Annotated in this window: 13 protein-coding genes and 1 pseudogene; 7 read left to right on the top strand and 7 right to left on the bottom strand. The window is 74.2% G+C overall.

The features are described 5' to 3' along the window. Positions 1-37: 37 nt before the first annotated feature. The 3 genes from AC3IX6_RS05520 to AC3IX6_RS05510 all read right to left on the bottom strand — a co-directional run bounded on the left by AC3IX6_RS05520 (position 38) and on the right by AC3IX6_RS05510 (position 1,938). On the bottom strand, positions 38-562 hold the full coding sequence (locus AC3IX6_RS05520; protein WP_489371344.1) for a dihydrofolate reductase: 525 nt from the start codon (positions 560-562) through the stop codon (positions 38-40). Positions 563-600: 38 nt separating this feature from the next. Beyond that, positions 601-1,398 carry a thymidylate synthase gene (locus AC3IX6_RS05515; protein WP_489369121.1) on the bottom strand — a complete coding sequence of 266 codons (798 nt, stop codon included), beginning with the start codon at positions 1,396-1,398 and terminating at the stop codon, positions 601-603. Positions 1,399-1,491: 93 nt separating this feature from the next. After that, positions 1,492-1,938, bottom strand: a complete 447-nt coding sequence (locus AC3IX6_RS05510) for a nuclear transport factor 2 family protein (RefSeq protein ID WP_489369120.1) — start codon at positions 1,936-1,938, stop codon at positions 1,492-1,494. 106 nt (positions 1,939-2,044) lie between these two features. On the opposite strand from AC3IX6_RS05510, the gene AC3IX6_RS05505 reads away from it, so the two are divergent. Then, the gene (locus AC3IX6_RS05505; RefSeq protein WP_489369119.1) at positions 2,045-2,614 is read left to right on the top strand and encodes a PadR family transcriptional regulator; all 570 of its coding nucleotides are present in this window, start codon (positions 2,045-2,047) and stop codon (positions 2,612-2,614) included. Beyond that, the gene (locus tag AC3IX6_RS05500) at positions 2,601-3,398 is read left to right on the top strand and encodes an SGNH/GDSL hydrolase family protein (protein WP_489369118.1); all 798 of its coding nucleotides are present in this window, start codon (positions 2,601-2,603) and stop codon (positions 3,396-3,398) included. Before AC3IX6_RS05505 ends, AC3IX6_RS05500 begins: the two co-directional genes overlap by 14 nt. A 62-nt stretch (positions 3,399-3,460) precedes the next feature. On the opposite strand, the gene AC3IX6_RS05495 is transcribed toward AC3IX6_RS05500, so the two are convergent. Beyond that, positions 3,461-4,324, bottom strand: coding sequence for a class I SAM-dependent methyltransferase (locus AC3IX6_RS05495; RefSeq protein WP_489371343.1), 864 nt, complete (start codon positions 4,322-4,324; stop codon positions 3,461-3,463). 202 nt (positions 4,325-4,526) lie between these two features. Between AC3IX6_RS05495 and AC3IX6_RS05490 the strand changes: the two genes are divergently transcribed. The 3 genes from AC3IX6_RS05490 (at position 4,527) to AC3IX6_RS05480 (ending at position 7,710) form a co-directional block, all read left to right on the top strand. Further along, positions 4,527-5,099, top strand: coding sequence for a TIGR03086 family metal-binding protein (locus tag AC3IX6_RS05490; protein WP_489369117.1), 573 nt, complete (start codon positions 4,527-4,529; stop codon positions 5,097-5,099). A 111-nt stretch (positions 5,100-5,210) separates the two neighbouring features. Beyond that, complete coding sequence (locus AC3IX6_RS05485; protein WP_489371342.1) at positions 5,211-6,491, top strand: aminotransferase class I/II-fold pyridoxal phosphate-dependent enzyme; 1,281 nt, start codon at positions 5,211-5,213, stop codon at positions 6,489-6,491. A gap of 76 nt (positions 6,492-6,567) precedes the next feature. Next, positions 6,568-7,710, top strand: a complete 1,143-nt coding sequence (locus tag AC3IX6_RS05480) for an MBL fold metallo-hydrolase (RefSeq protein WP_489369116.1) — start codon at positions 6,568-6,570, stop codon at positions 7,708-7,710. Between the two features lie 270 nt (positions 7,711-7,980). On the opposite strand, the gene AC3IX6_RS05475 is transcribed toward AC3IX6_RS05480, so the two are convergent. Further along, positions 7,981-8,604 (bottom strand): DedA family protein, encoded by a 624-nt coding sequence (locus AC3IX6_RS05475; RefSeq protein WP_489371341.1) that lies wholly within the window; start codon positions 8,602-8,604, stop codon positions 7,981-7,983. A gap of 5 nt (positions 8,605-8,609) precedes the next feature. Next, the gene (locus AC3IX6_RS05470; RefSeq protein WP_489369115.1) at positions 8,610-9,395 is read right to left on the bottom strand and encodes an MBL fold metallo-hydrolase; all 786 of its coding nucleotides are present in this window, start codon (positions 9,393-9,395) and stop codon (positions 8,610-8,612) included. A gap of 159 nt (positions 9,396-9,554) precedes the next feature. Between AC3IX6_RS05470 and AC3IX6_RS05465 the strand changes: the two genes are divergently transcribed. Together AC3IX6_RS05465 and AC3IX6_RS05460 are read left to right on the top strand one after the other, a co-directional pair. Further along, positions 9,555-9,959: a hypothetical protein gene (locus AC3IX6_RS05465; RefSeq protein WP_356517910.1), complete on the top strand. Its 405-nt coding sequence runs from the start codon at positions 9,555-9,557 to the stop codon at positions 9,957-9,959. Between the two features lie 207 nt (positions 9,960-10,166). After that, positions 10,167-12,209, top strand: coding sequence for a phage holin family protein (locus AC3IX6_RS05460; protein ID WP_489371340.1), 2,043 nt, complete (start codon positions 10,167-10,169; stop codon positions 12,207-12,209). A gap of 104 nt (positions 12,210-12,313) precedes the next feature. Here the strand turns inward: AC3IX6_RS05460 and AC3IX6_RS05455 are convergent. Then, a pseudogene (locus tag AC3IX6_RS05455) lies at positions 12,314-13,483 on the bottom strand (collagenase); the annotation flags it as partial. Between the last annotated feature and the right edge of the window lie 111 nt (positions 13,484-13,594).

Genomic DNA, 13,594 nt, shown 5'->3' with positions numbered 1-13,594 from the left:
CGGCTCGTTCGGATCTCGCCTGCCGGCCGGCCGGTCCTTAGCGGTCGTAGGTGCGGATGCGGTAGCGCAGGCCGGTCACCGAGGACTGCCAGCCGCCGTCCTCGGCGACGGTCCACGCCGGGTCCAGCTCCGGGGCGTGGGTGTCGCCGACCACCTGCGTGTCGACCTCGGTCACCGAGAGCATGACGGCGCGGGCCAGCGCGGCACGGTAGACCTCTCCGCCGCCGATCACCCAGCACGCGGCGGCGGGGACGGCCGCCTGCGGCTGCCCGGACTGTCCGGTCTGCCCGGCCGCGATCTCCAGGGCCTCGTCGATGGACCCGGCACGCTCCGCACCCTCCGCGGCCCATGCGGGATCGCGCGTCACCACGATGTTGCGCCGCCCCGACAGCGGACGGAACCGCGCCGGCAGCGAATCCCAGGTCTTGCGGCCCATGACCACCGGATGCCCGAGGGTGGTGGCCTTGAAGTGGGCCATGTCCTCGGGCAGCCGCCAGGGAATCCCGTTGTCCGCGCCGATCACGCCGTCGGAGCTCTGCGCCCAGATCAGCCCGACGTTCATGCCGGTGTCGGGGTCGGTGTTGGTGTTGGTGTCGAGGTTCATACCGCGACCGGGGCCTTGATGGCCGGGTGGTGCTGGTAGCCGGCCATCTTCACGTCGCCGTAGGCGTAGTCGAAGAGGGAGTCGGCCCGGTGCAGCTTCAGCTCGGGGAACTCGAACGGGGTCCGCGCGATCTGCTCGGTGACCTGCTCGACGTGGTTGTCGTAGATGTGGCAGTCGCCGCCGGTCCAGATGAAGTCACCCGGCTCCAGGCCTGCCTGCTGCGCCACCATGTGGGTGAGCAGGGCGTAGCTGGCGATGTTGAACGGCACGCCGAGGAACAGGTCCGCGCTGCGCTGGTACAGCTGGCAGGAGAGCTTGCCGTCGGCCACGTAGAACTGGAAGAAGGCGTGGCACGGCGCGAGCGCCATCTTGGACAGCTCGGAGACGTTCCAGGCGGAGACGATCATCCGGCGGGAGTCCGGGTCGCGGCGCAGCGTGTCCAGGACCTCGGTGATCTGGTCGATGTGCCGGCCGTCCGGGGCGGGCCAGGAGCGCCACTGGGCGCCGTAGACCGGCCCGAGGTCGCCGTTCTCGTCGGCCCACTCGTCCCAGATCGTCACGCCGTGCTCCCGCAGCCAGCCGACGTTGGACTCGCCGCGCAGGAACCACAGCAGCTCGTACACGATCGACTTGAGGTGCACCTTTTTGGTGGTGACCAGGGGGAACCCCTGCGAGAGGTCGTAACGCAGTTGGTGCCCGAAGACACTCCGGGTGCCGGTGCCCGTCCGGTCGGCCTTGGCCGTCCCGGAGGTGAGCACCAGCTTCAACAGGTCTTCGTACTGGGTATCCGCCACGGGCACCGAGTCTACTGGGCCGCCGTCCGAGGTCCGGTCAGGCGGTCAGCGGGCCGGCCGGTCAGCGGGTCGGAGGGTCGGCGGGCCAGCAGGTCAGCCGGAAACCGCGCCTTCGGCGATCAGGCCGGCGAGAACCGCCTCGCCGACCGCCACGACCGCCGTCTGCGGGCGGATCATCACGGTGATCTCGTCGATCAGGCCCTCGGGCGTGAGGTGCAGCATGTCGATGCCGTGCACCTGCCGGTCGCTCACGGTGGTCCGGAACGGCAGCACGGTCGCCGGCCCCTCGGCCCCCTCCGCCCCGAACGGGACGCCCGCGGACTGGACGCTGCCGTCGAAGTGGCCGACGTAGTGGAAGCCCTCGAACGTGCGCAGCAGGACGCGGAAGAGGGCCAGTACCGCCGGCTTGCCCTCGAACGGCTTCGACTTCACCGGGCTGTTGAGCCGGACGTCGTCGGTGAACAGCGCGTCCAGCGCGGCGAGGTCATGGCCGGCGACGGCGGCGCGGAAGCGGTCGGCCGTGCTGGTGACGGTGCTCATGAGGACTCCTTGATAGTCACCGATGTGATTACTCACTTTCTTGACTATCATGATCCGGGCGTCCCTGAGAAGACGCTGCCGCGCACGATCCCGAGGAGACCGACCGATGGCTTTGCGCCACGCCGTACTGGCGGCGCTGCTCGACGAGGAGCTGAGCGGCTACCAGCTGGCCAAGGCGTTCGGCACGGGCGTGGCCAACTTCTGGCACGCCCTGCCCCAGCAGCTCTACACCGAGCTGGCCAGGCTGGAGCGGGAAGGCTTCATCGCGGGCCGCGAGGTGGTCCAGGACACCCGGCCGAACAAGCGGCTGTTCCGGGTCACCGACGCCGGACTGGCCGAGCTGGAGCGCTTCACCGCTGCCGAGACCAAGCCGTGCGTCATCCGCGACGACCTGCTCGTGAAGGTCCAGGCGGCCGAGCACGTCGACACGGAGGGGCTCATCGCGCAGCTCGCGGAGCGGACCGCCTTCGCGACGGCCAAGGCGGAGCTGTTCGAGAAGCTGCTGAGCTCGATGCGCGGCGAGCGCACGGAGGAGGAGTTCCTGCGCCACGGCGCACGGATCGGCCCCTACCTCACCTGTCTGCGCGGCTTGGAGTTCGAGCGGGCCAACCGGGCCTGGTACGAGCGCACCACGATCATTCTGAGCGAGAGGCGGGCATCCCGTGGAGAGCAGTGAACAGCGACGGCCGACCCGGTACGTGGCTCTCGGCGACAGCCAGAGCGAGGGGGTGGGCGACGGGGACGACCGTACGGGGCTGCGCGGGTGCGCCGACCGGCTGGCCGAGATGATCGCGGTGCACGAGCCCGACGTCCTCTACGCCAACCTGGCCGTCCGGGGCCGCCTGGCGGCAGGGGTTCGCGAGGGGCAGCTCGGGCCGGCCCTCGCGCTCCGCCCCGACCTGGCCACCGTGGTCGCCGGGGTCAACGACGTGCTGCGGCCCCGGTTCGACGCCGACGAGGTCGCCGGGCACCTGGAGGCGATGTTCGCCGCGCTCACCGCGCAGGGCGCCCGCGTCGCCACCGTCACCTTCCCCGACATCGCCAAGCTCGTCCCGCTCGCCAAGGGGGCGGCCCCGCGCGTCACCGCGCTGAACGAGCGGATACGGCGGGCGGCGGAGCGGCACGGGGTGGCCGTCGCGGACTTCGCCCGCCACGAGGCCTCCACCGACCCGCGGATGTGGAGCGCGGACCGGCTGCACGCCGCGCCGTCCGGCCACGCGATGATCGCCGCCGGTGTCGCGCACGCCCTGGGGCTGCCCGGCAGCGACGAGGGCTGGACCCGCCCGCTGCCCGGCCCGCCGCCCGCCGCCCCGGCGGGCCTGCGGGGCGTCGCCGGGGAGCTGCGGTGGGCCGTGGGCTTCGCCGGGCCCTGGATCGGGCGGCGGCTGCGCGGGCGTTCCTCCGGAGACGGCCGCACGGCCAAGCGGCCCGAGCTGCTCCCCGTACGCCTGGCGGCCTGAACGACAGGCCCGCCGGGATCGGGCCCGCCGGGGTCGTGACCGCCGTGGTCGCGCCGCCGGGGTCAGGCGCGGCAGATGATCTCGCCGTTCAGGACCGAGAACCAGGCGTCCGGGTCCGCGCCCCAGGTGTGCCAGGCCTCGGCGACGGCCGACAGCTCCTGCTGCGTCGCGTGTCCGCCGCCGGTCGCGATCCCGGCGTAGGCCGAGGCCGTCGTGCGGTCCGCCCACAGCGAGGACCACCAGGCCGCCTCCTCCCCGGTCGCGTAGCACCACGAGGTCGCCGTGCAGGTCACGTCCGTGAAGCCCGCCGCCCGCGCCCACGCGCGCAGGCGGCGTCCGGCGTCCGGTTCGCCACCGTTGGCGCGCGCCACCCGCCGGTACAGGTCCAGCCACTCCTCCAGCCCGGGAGTCGCGGGGTACCAGGTCATCGCCGCGTAGTCCGCGTCCCGCGCCGCGACGATCCCGCCCGGCCGGCACACCCGGCGCATCTCGCGCAGCGCCTGGACGGGATCGCCCACGTGCTGCAGCACCTGGTGGGCGTGGACCACGTCGAAGGAGTCGTCGGGGAAGTCCAGCGCGTGGACGTCGGCGGTGGCGAACTCGATGCCGGTCAGGCCCCGCTCCTTCGCGTACGCGGCGGCCTGGTCGACCACGTCCCGCGCCGCGTCCACCGCCGTGACCCGGCCCTCGGGCCCCACCAGCTCCGCCAGGTCCGCCGTGATCGTGCCCGGGCCGCAGCCCACGTCCAGGACGGCCATCCCCGGGCGCAGCGCGCCGATCAGGTAGCCGGCCGAGTTCTCGGCGGTGCGCCAGCGGTGCGAGCGCAGCACCGACTCGTGGTGTCCGTGGGTGTAGACCGCGGTCTCGTGCGGGGGCTCCGTGGCCGTCGCCGTGTGAGTGGCATCCGTGGCATCCGTGGCATCCATGGCGTTCATGGGACATGGCTCCTTCGTCGTCGAAGTGCTGTCGAGGCGTTGGATTCACGGTAAGGGATCAGTTCGACATCTGAGATATGCGTTTTGACATGTGGACAGCATCCCTGTGTATCAAGGGGATTGGGTGAGCGGGTGGCAGAGTGTGGTGGGGGCGAGGACAGTGAATCCGGGGGAACGAAGGACGGTGAGATCCATGCCGGACCCGCTGCTCGAGCGGCACGCCGAGGCGCTGCGGCTCTTCGGCCAGTACGTCCACGCGGTCTCGGACGCGCAGTGGGACGCGCCGACGCCCTGCAGCGAATGGAGCGTGCGCGACCTGGTCAACCACGTCACCGCCGAACAGCTGTGGATACCGCCCCTGGTCACCGACGGCCGCACCGTCGAGGACATCGGCAGCACCTTCAACGGCGATGTCCTCGGCACCGACCCGGCCGCCGCCTGGGACGAGGCCTCGGCCGCCGCGCACGCCGCCTTCGAGATCCCCGGGGCCCTGGAGCGCACCGTCCGGCTCTCGTACGGGCCCGCGCTCGGGTCGGCGTACTGCTCGGAGCTGACCGCCGACTGCGTGGTCCACACCTGGGACCTCGCGCGGGGCATCGGCGCCGACGACCGGCTGCCGGACGGCCTCGTCGAGTTCTCCATCAAGGAGGTCATGCCCTACGCCGACGGGCTGGCCGCGAGCGGCATGTACGACGCTCCGCCGGAGGTGCCGGCCGGGGCGAACGCCCAGACCCGGCTGCTCGCCATGGTGGGTCGGAGCGGCTGACGCGGAGCGCTGCTCCTGATGGCCACAACGGGCGATACCGGCTGAATAACCGTATAAAGGCATGGTCGGGAGCGCGGGGACGGCAGGGAGAGGTGGCGCGCGGTGTCGGGGATCCAGCGCACGACGGCCGAGGGCCGGGGCCAGGTCCGCTACGGTCCGCCCGCACCCCAGCCCGGCCTGCCGGTGCTGCCCGAGCTCACGGCCGTCCTCGCGGCGGCCGCCTGGCGTTCGGCCCCCGAGCCGCCCGGCGGGGGAGTGCCCGTACGGGCCGCCGCCGCCCGGCACTGGGGGCGGCGCGGGCTCCCCACCGACCCCGACCACGTGGCCGCCGGACCCGGCGCGCCCGCCCTGCTGCTGGCGCTGCTCGGCGCGTACGGGGGCGACGTCATGCTGCCCCGGCCCTGTCCCGCCTGGTGGACGCCGCAGGTCCGGCTGCTGGGACGGCGGGCCTACCACGTGCCGACCCCGGCCGAGTGCGGCGGCGTACCCGATCCGTACGCCCTGCTGGAGACGGTGCGCCGGGTGCGCGCCGAGGGCGGCGACCCGCGGGTGCTGCTGCTGTCCGTCGCCGACGACCCGACCGCGACCGTCCCGCCGCCCGAGCTGCTCCGCGAGGCGTGCGAGGCCGCCGAGGCCGCCGGGCTGTTCGTCGTCAGCGACGAGACCTGGCGCGACACCGTCCACCGGCCGGCCCACGGACGCCTCGGCGGGCCGGGCGCGGACGGCCCCGGCGGGCAACCGGGCTCCCACGACAGGCTCGTCGTGCTCAGCCCCGCCGAGATGCTGCCGGACGACACCGCGGTGCTCCTGGACCTCTCCGGCGCCCTGCTGCCCGCGGGCTGGCCCGCCGCCGTCATCCGGTTCCCCGGCACACCGCGCGGCACCTGGCTCCGGGCCCGGACCCTGGACGTGCTCACCGCCACCGGCGGGTTCGTCGCGGGCCCCGTCGCCGGGGCGGCCGCGCACGCCCTCGACGAGCCCCCCGCCGTCGCGGGCCGGGCCGCCGCAGCCGCCGCCCTGCACGGCGCGGTGGCCCGGGCGGCGCACCGGGAACTGCTCGCCGCCGGCGCGCTGGCCCGGCCCCCGCAGGCCGGCCGCCACCTCTACGCCGATCTGACGCCGCTGCGCTCGGGGCTCGCCCGCCAGGGGGTCGGCGACGCGATGGAACTGGAGGACTGGCTGGGCGGACGGCTCGGCGCGGCCACGCCCGGCGGGCAGCGGTTCGCGGACGAGCCCGTCGCCCCGCGGGTCCGGCTGTCGACCGGACCGCTGCTCGGCGCCACCCCGGAGGAGCGGCTCGCGGCGCTCACCGCGACCGACCCGCTCGCCCTGCCCCACGTACGGGACTCCCTGGCCCGGCTCCGGTCGGTCCTGGCCGGGCTGTCCGACTGACCCCGCCCTGGCCCCCGCCGCCCTGGAACCCCCGCCCTGGAACCCCCGACTGCCGCCGGTGAACGGAGACTTCTCGATGAGGGATCAGACGGACGCCCCCTCGGCTTCCCTGGCCGGGGCGAGCCCGGACGTCCCCCCGGCGGCGACCCGGGGCGGCGCCGGGGGCGGCGCGGGTGCCAACCCCGGTGCCGGTGCCGGTCCCGGTGCCGGTCCCGGTCCGGGTGCCGGCGTCCGGCACGCGCGGCCGCGTCAGCCGGGCGAACACCGGCTGTGGCCGCGCTCGTTCGCGGACCGGCTGACCACCCCGCTGCCGGGGATGCGCGCGTTCGCCCGGCTCGCCCGCGAGGGCGCCTTCCGGCCCGGCCCCGAGGGGCTGCGCGGCATCCCGGACCTGCCGTACGCGCCCGCCCCGCTGCCCGCCGTGGCCGCCGGGGCGGTGTCCGCCACCTGGGCCGGGCACGCCAGCTGGGTCCTGCGGATCGGCGGACTGACCGTGCTGACCGACCCCGTCTGGTCCCGGCGGATCCTCGGCACCCCGGCCCGGATGACCCCCGTCGGGGTGCGCTGGGAGGAACTGCCGCCGGTCGACGCCGTGGTGATCAGCCACAACCACTACGACCACCTCGACGCCCCCACCCTCAAGCGCCTCCCGCGCACGACGCCGCTCTTCGTCCCGGCAGGTCTCGCGCGCTGGTGCCGGCGGCGCGGGTTCACCAGGGTCACCGAACTCGACTGGTGGGAGTCGGCCGAACTGGGCGGCGTACGGTTCGAGTTCGTGCCGGCGCACCACTGGTCGAAGCGGTCGCTGATGGACGCGTGCCGGACGTTGTGGGGCGGCTGGATGCTCAGTTCCTCCGACGGGCGGGCAGGGGCAACCGGGTCGGTGAAGAAGGTCTACTTCGCCGGTGACACGGGCTACGGGCACTGGTTCGGCGAGATCGGGCGGCGGCACCCCGGCATCGACCTCGCGCTGCTCCCGATCGGGGCGTACGCCCCGCGGTGGTGGCTGCGGGACGTCCACGCGGACCCGGAGGAGGCCGTGCAGGCCTGTCTGGACGTGGGGGCGCGGCGGATGGCTCCCATGCACTGGGGGACCTTCGTGCTCTCGTCGGAGCCGGTGATGGAGCCGCTGGAGCGGGTGCGGGCCGCGTGGGCCCGTACCGGGCTGCCCCGGGAGCATCTCTGGGACCTCCCGGTCGGGGCGTCTCGGGCGTTCTAGCCGCGGCCGGCTGCGGGCGTGCGGTTGCGGGGCGCAGCCCCCGCTGCGCGGGGCGGATTTCCCCTACCCGCCCTTCGCCCGTTCCCCGGGGCTGTGCCCCGGACCCCCTGGGGCTTCCGCCCCGGACCCCCGCTCCTCAAACGCCGGAGGGGCTGGATTTCGGCTGACGCCGGCGAAAATCCAGCCCCTCCGGCGTTTGAGGAGCGGGGGTCCGGGGGCTGGCCCCCGGGAGCGGTGCCGCGCGTAGGGCGGGTTCCTGGACCGGCGAGGTCAGCCGTGCGGACGGATACGGCGCCACAAGGCCGGGGCCGTGCTGATGAGGATCGTGAGGGCCACCGCCAGGGCCACGCCCTTCCAGGGTTCCGCGAAGAGGGAGCCGCCCACGATGCCGATCAGGCCGTAGGTCGCCGCCCAGGCCAGGCAGGCGGGGCCGTCCCCGCGGGCGAACCGGCGCAGGGGGAGCTCCGCGAGGAGACAGGCCAGCATCACCGGGATGCGGCCGCCCGGCAGGAGGCGCGAGACCACCAGGACCAGGACGCCGTTCTCGTCGAGCTTGCGCTGCGCCTGGGCGAGGCGTTCGGGGGTGGCCCGCCGGCGCAGCGCTTCCAGCCAGCGCGATCCGTTCTTCGACCGCACCCCGCGCCGGCCCAGCCAGTACAGCGCCATGTCCCCCGTGAACGCGGCCAGCGAGGACACTCCGAACACCAGCAACAGCCCGAAGGGCAGGGAGTCCTGGTGGAACGCCACCACCGCCGCCGTGCTGACCAGCGCGCCCGTCGGAATCACCGGGACCAGCGCGCCCAGCGCCACCAGGACGAAGAGGGTCGGATAGCCGATCGCCTGCTGGGTGGATTCCGGCGGGACCTGCGCGGCCGACTCCGCGAGCTGCCACAGACCCCTCACGGCAGCCGCACCCGTTCGCCGTGCGCGGGCAGCCGGACCGTCACCTTCGGTGCCTCCCTGCGCGCACACCGCGCGAACTCCTCGCCCGGCGCGTGGAACTCGTGGGGCCGCACCGCGTCCATCCCGATCGGCCAGTACGTACCCCAGTGCACCGGGACCGCAGCCGCGGGCGCCAGCAGGGCCAGCGCCCGCGCCGCACCCGCCGCGTCCAGGTGGCCGGGGCCCAGGTTGGGCCCCCAGCCGCCGACCGGCAGCAGGGCCACGTCCACCGGTCCGACCTCGTCGGCCATCGAGTCGAACAGGCCGGTGTCCCCGGCGAAGTAGGTCCGCGCGGAGCCTTCGATCACGTACCCGAGCGCGGGAGCGAGCCGCGGGCCGAACGGCAGCCGCCGCCCGTCGTGCCGCGCGCTGACCGCCCGGACCCGTACGCCGCCGCCCCGTACGCCGTCCCCCACCGCCACCGTGTCGCCCGGCTCCAGTTCCGTGAGCGCCAGCCCCCGCACCCCGGCCATCCGCGCCAGCCCCGGCACCGCGCCGGGCGCCCCGCGCGGCACCAGCAGCCGGGTCCCGCGCGCGAGGCGCGCCAGCGAGGGCAGGTGCAGGTGGTCGGCGTGCAGGTGCGAGACGAGTACCGCGTCGGCTACCGCCGCCTCCGGCGGGGGCACCGCCCCGCGGCGGCGCCGCAGGTGCGCCAGACGGCGTGCGAAGAGCGGGTCCGTGAGCAGCCGGACACCTGAGTCCTCGACCGTGCACGTGGCGTGGCCCCACCAGGTGATCTCCACAGGCCCCTGATCCCCTCCCCTCGTCCCGTTTGCCACCGGGTCCCGTCCGAGCCTAAAGGCTGCCCGCCCGAACCGCCCGGAACCGGGGCACCGGAACCGTGGAACCGGGCCTCCCCGCCCCCTCCTCCCCGGCGGCGGATCGGAGTAGGGTCGGGCGGCATGGATGAGCTGCGCGTGGCCGCGATCGCCAGCCTGGCCCCGCTGGAGGATCTGGACACGGATCCCTTCGCCGTCGACACCCGGAGCCAGCACGCCATGTGCGCCCGCTGGGCGGCCGACCGGGGCTACGTCGTGACCCGCCAACTGTTCGTCTACGGGCTGCGCGCCGACCACTGCGGCCTGTGGAACGACATCGACGCCGGCCGCGTCGACCTGTTCGTGACCGCCAACCACCGGGTGCTGACCCGTGCGCTGCGTTCCGTGGGGGAGTTCACCGCCGAGTGCGCACGGCGCGGCGTACGGCTGGAAACCGCCGGTCTGGACGAACCGCGCTACACCTCCGCGATGAAGGCCGAGGTGCACCGCCGGCTCTCGATGCCGACCGCCGGATACGACGGCACGTAGGCGCGGGCGGAACCGCGCGGCCTCGGGCGCCGAGCGAGCGGCCGCCCCCGTACGCACATCCGCCGCCCGTGTCACCCGGCCGGTCGGGCGCCGTTGTGCGAGCCTGGACACCGTGGGGACGGGGGCCCGTCGGCGCGGTGCGGGCCACGGTGGTGAGGCGGGTTCGGCGTGTTGCGAGGCCGGTGGCGGAGTACGGGCGGCGCCCTGATGCGGGTGGTCATCGTCTGGGCGGTGTCCACCCTCACCATGCTCGCCCTGGCCGGAATCCTCCCCGACTTCCGGCTCCAGGCGGGTGCGGGCGGCGACGAGGACAGCATCACGCAGATAGGTCTGACGGCCGCCATCGGAGCCGGCGCGTTCGGTCTGCTGAGCGCCCTGGTGTGGCCGGTTCTCGTACGCGCCCTGCTGCTCGTGCCGGCCCTGGTGCTCGGGCTGCTCGTCTTCTTCCTCAACGGCTCGCTGCTGCTCCTGGCGCTCAGCCTGATCCCGGCCGGCCGCGGCGCGGCGGATCCCGAGACGGCCGTGGTGGTCGCCGCCGTGATGTCCGCGGTCGCGTCCGCGACCTCCACCGCCCTCGCCGTCCGGGACGACGAGGCCTACCGGCGCCGGCTCTACCGGCTCGCCGACCGCCGCCGGCGCCGCCAGCACCGCGAGGGCGTGCCCGGGGCCGACGAACGGGCCCCCGCCCTGGTGTTCCTGCAGCTCGACGGGGTCGGGTACGAGGTGCTGCGCCGCGCGGCCGGCAGCGGGCTGATGCCGACGGTGGCCGACTGGCTCGACCGCAGCCACCGCATCACCTCCTGGCGCACCGACTGGTCCAGCCAGACCGGCGCCAGCCAGCTCGGCATCCTGCACGGCTCCAACTTCGACGTCCCGGCCTTCCGCTGGTACGAGAAGGACACCGGCGAGGTCGTCGTCTGCAACCGGCCCACCAGCGCCGCCGAGCTCCAGCGGCGGGCCGTCGAACGCACCGGGGACGGGGGCCTGCTCACCCTCGACGGGGCCAGCCGCGGCAACCTCTTCAGCGGCGGCGCCGGCCAACTGGCGCTCGTCCTGTCCGTCTCCGCCCGGCGGGGCCCGCAGAACCGGTCCCGCGCGGGGTACTTCGCGTACTTCTCCGACCCGGCCAACGCGGTCCGCACGGCGCTCTCCTTCGTCGCCGAGGTGGCCCGCGAGATCACCCAGTCGGTACGCGGCCGCCTGCGCGGGGAGCGGCCACGGGTCGCGCGCGGCGGGCTGTACCCGCTGATCCGCGCCTTCGCGACGGTGGTGGAGCGCGACGTGGTGGTCGCCGCGGTGATCGGCGACATGCTGGCCGGGCGCGCCGCGGTCTACGCCGACCTGGTCGCCTACGACGAGGTCGCCCACCACTCGGGCCCGCGCTCCCGGGACACCGAGCAGGTGCTCGCCCGGCTCGACCGCAGCCTCGCGCTCATCGCCCGGGTCGCCGAGCACGCACCCCGGGAGTACCGGATCGTGCTGCTCTCGGACCACGGCCAGAGCCCGGGGGAGACCTTCCTGGCCCGGTACGGGCTCACCCTGAAGGACCTGGTCCGCGCGGGCTGCGGGCTCCCGGTGTCCCGGAAGGCCGGCCGTACGCACAGCGGGGCCGAGGCACGGGCCGCCGTACGGGCCGCCCTGCACCGGCCCGTGGAGGAGACGGACGAGGAGGTGCGTCCCGGGGCGGGCCCGGACCCGGTGGTACTGGCCTCCGGCAACCTCGGGCTGATCTCCTTCCCGGACCTGCCCGGGCGGGCGTCCAGGGAACGCATCGAGCGCGCCCACCCGGCGCTGCTCTCCACCCTGGCGAACCATCCCGGCGTCGGGTTCCTGCTCGTCGACGGGACCGTCCTGGCGGCCGGCGGGGCCGAAGCCAGGCTGGACGAGCCGGGCGCGGCGGAGGAACTGCTGGCCCCCTTCGGCCCGGGCGCGGCGGCGGCGGTCCGGCGGACCGACACCTTCCCGCACGTGGCCGACGTGATGGTGAACTCGGCCTACGACCCGGAGACGGGCTCGGTGCACGCCTTCGAGGAGCAGATCGGCTCGCACGGCGGCCTGGGCGGGGAGCAGGGCCACCCGTTCCTGATGTGGCCGGTGGAGCTGTCCGAGCCGGTGTACCGGCCGGACGGCGAGCTGGTGGGCGCGGAGGCGGTCCACCAGGTCCTGCGCCGCTGGCTCACCGAGGCGGACGGCCCCCAGGTTCCGGTCCCCCCGGAGGCCTCCGTCGCCCCGGGCGCGGACCCGGCCTAGGCCGGGTGTGATGACGAAGGCCAGGGGCCGGCAGCGGTTGTCGGCGGCCAGGTGGCCCACTTCCGCAACCGATTGTGGGCGCCCATCGGGCCGCGACGCGGACGTCAGCCCCGCAGCGGACCCTCGCAGGTGTACGACGAGGTTCCGGCGCTTCCCGCGATCGCGGCCGGGCCGAACCAGCAGTTGGTGTCCTGGAAGTTGGTGCCGCTGCCGAGCGCGCGCTCGATCAGCCGGCTGTCGGTGGCAGCCGACATGTCCTTGAAGACCAGGTCAGGGTTGGTCGCGCTGCTCAGCGTGGCCGTGAGCTGCCCCGTGCACACGAAGCGCCGGTTGGTGCCGGTGGCGCCCGTGTCCGCGCACTGCGGCGTGGTCCCGCTGACAGCGGCGAGGGCCGACTGTACCTGGGCCGCGGTGTCGTGGGTCAGGGTCCCGGTGGGCTGGAACGCCGTGTTCGGAACGTACAGGTCGCCGACCTTGGCGATCTGTACGTCGAGGAAGGTGTCGTAGCCGCGCTGGACGGCCGCGTCGGCACCGAGACGGTTGCGCCAGGCGTCGAATCCGGTGACGTCATTGGGCCGCAGGAGCCGGTACATGGCCTGGAGTTCGGAGGGCTTGTCGCGCCACAGGTACTCGTAGAAGGTGCCCGCGTAGTCGTAGAACCGGAAGCCGTCCCCGGCGTAGGTCGCGTGCAGGAGCTGGTCGACGGTCATCCGCGGGTCGCCGGCCGCCGTGTCGTCGATGACCCCCTGGATCAGGGACTTGCGCACCGCGACCCCGTCGTCGCGGGTGGCTCCGTCGAAGAACTCCGCCGTCCCCTCGTCCATCGCCGTGGTCCGGTCACCGCTGTACCAGGATCCGGAACCGAAGGTGCCCGGAACGGCGAAGCGGCCGTTGAGGTAGTGGGTGTACTCGTGCCGGAACAGCTCCTCCAGGGTCAGCGAGGAGTCCTGGGGAACACGCCGCTGGTACGTGTAGAAGGTAGCCGTGGACTCGATGTACATACCGCCGTTCTCGGTGCTCAGACCGGTGAGGACCGGTTGGTACGCCACGTAGTCGGCGCGCGAGGCGTAGAGCACGACGGTGAGGGTGGCGTTGGTGTCGCCCGCGAGTGGCTGATCGGTGCCGAGCACGCGGTGGAACTGCGTCTTGACCTGCTTGCTCGCGTAGTAGAGCTGGTCGACGGTGGCCCGGTCGAGCGCGGTGCGGACCTTGATCGCGCCCTTGTCGTAGGTGTACGTGTACGGGAAGAGCCGGGCTTCCAGCTCGGCCTTGCACTTCGGCGAGTGACAGCTGCCCCCGCCGGCGGCCTGGGTGGCGGACGCGGAAGTGGCGGCCCGCTCCACGCGGTCGCCCTTGTCGCGACCGTTGTTGGTGTGCGCGGGCCC

The sequence above is a fragment of the Streptomyces sp. GL_141 genome, assembly GCF_057834385.1.
The sequence above is the reverse complement of the archived record's forward strand: the minus strand, read 5'-3'. Positions and strand labels throughout refer to the sequence as shown.